A 1200-nucleotide genomic window follows, 5' to 3' on the forward strand; every position below is an offset into this window, starting at 1 on the left:
GGCGCGCGCCTGGTGGGACTCACCGGCGTACCAGGAGATCGCGCCGTTGCGCTCGCGGCACATCGAGGGCGACATCATCCTGGTCGGCGGGGTCGCCGAGGACTACGATCCCGCCACCACCGCCGAGGCCATGCGTGCCGCGCTGAGCGGCTGAGGTCCGAGCAGTCCCGGTGTGATCACCCTCCGACGCGGTGCGCAGCTGTGACGGCCAAGGCCGCCGGGAAGGCTCAGGATCCGGGGGCCGGCCAGGCGGCCGCGTCGGTGTTGCGCGATACCCGGCGGAGCAGGGTCGCGAGCGTCTGCCGCTCTTGCTCATCGAGTCCCTCCAGCAGCCGATGGTCGCGTGCTACGCGGCTGGGCAGTTCGGTGTCGACGAGATCGCGCCCGGCCGCGGTCAGCTGCAGCAGCACCACCCGGCCGTCGCGCTCGAACGGCAGCCGTTCGACCAGTCCGATCTTGGTCAGCCGGTCGGCGTGCTTGGTGGTCGAAGCGCCGCTGGTCATGGTCCTCGCGGTCACCTCGCTGGCGCGCAGTGGGCGGCCGGCGCGGGCCAGAGCGCACAGGATGTCGAATTCGCCGCGGTTGACGCCCCTCGGCGCGAGTGCCCGGTCGAGCTGGTGCAGCGCCAGCGAACTGATCCGGTTGATCCGCCCGATCACCTCGATCGTGGAGGTGTCCACCTCGGGATAGGTCTCGGCCCATTCGGCTCGAACGCCGTCGACGAAGTCGGGGGAGGTGTCGCCCATGTATTCATCCTAGCGATCGGTTTCACACTATTTCAGATATACTTTACTAGTAAAATACATTTAGGATGGCAGCGTGCCTGCCGCGACTTCCGACCTACACAACCCGCCCACCGCCACCCGGCTGCGGCACTCCCGCGGCGCGTTGGCGCACTCGATCTCCGCGTCCACCTGGCGGCGTGCGTTCGAGGTTCGGCCTGCCGACGCGACCGTGGCGGCCTCGTTGCGCGTCGGCGTTGCCGCAGCGCTGGTCTTCGTCGGCTGTGGCCTGTTCGATCTGCGGCAATATGTCGGCTTCGCGGTACTGGGCGCGCTGGCCTCCGCCTTCGCCCGGCACGAGCCGATGGTTCGGGTTGCTGCCAAGGTGACGCTCGTCGGTGTACTGGTTGTCGCTTTCGTCGCAGGAGGTGGATTGCTGGCCCTCGCGCACGTGTCGATGTGGGCCGAGGTCGCGTTG

Annotated in this window: 2 protein-coding genes and 1 pseudogene; 2 read left to right on the plus strand and 1 reads right to left on the minus strand. The window is 68.6% G+C overall.

Annotated elements, in window-relative coordinates; all coding sequences use genetic code 11:
• A partial coding sequence (locus ACFWF3_RS36515; RefSeq protein WP_379318776.1) for a DUF1330 domain-containing protein occupies window positions 1-154 on the plus strand: 154 nt, incomplete at its 5' end.
• Window positions 155-227: 73 nt separating this feature from the next.
• Here ACFWF3_RS36515 and ACFWF3_RS36520 read toward each other — a convergent pair.
• A complete protein-coding gene (locus tag ACFWF3_RS36520) occupies window positions 228-746 on the minus strand; it encodes a MarR family winged helix-turn-helix transcriptional regulator (RefSeq protein WP_378629312.1) in 519 nt (172 codons plus the stop codon).
• A gap of 73 nt (window positions 747-819) precedes the next feature.
• On the opposite strand from ACFWF3_RS36520, the pseudogene ACFWF3_RS36525 reads away from it, so the two are divergent.
• A pseudogene (locus ACFWF3_RS36525) lies at window positions 820-1200 on the plus strand (FUSC family protein); the annotation flags it as partial.

Origin of the sequence: Nocardia sp. NPDC060220 (genome assembly GCF_042727815.1) — a bacterium.
Lineage (GTDB): Bacteria > Actinomycetota > Actinomycetes > Mycobacteriales > Mycobacteriaceae > Nocardia.

What these genes read in the sequence shown, in the direction of transcription:
- ACFWF3_RS36520 (WP_378629312.1), bottom strand. Translation starts at nt 746, where the DNA reads ATGGGCGACACCTCCCCCGACTTCGTCGACGGCGTTCGAGCCGAATGG.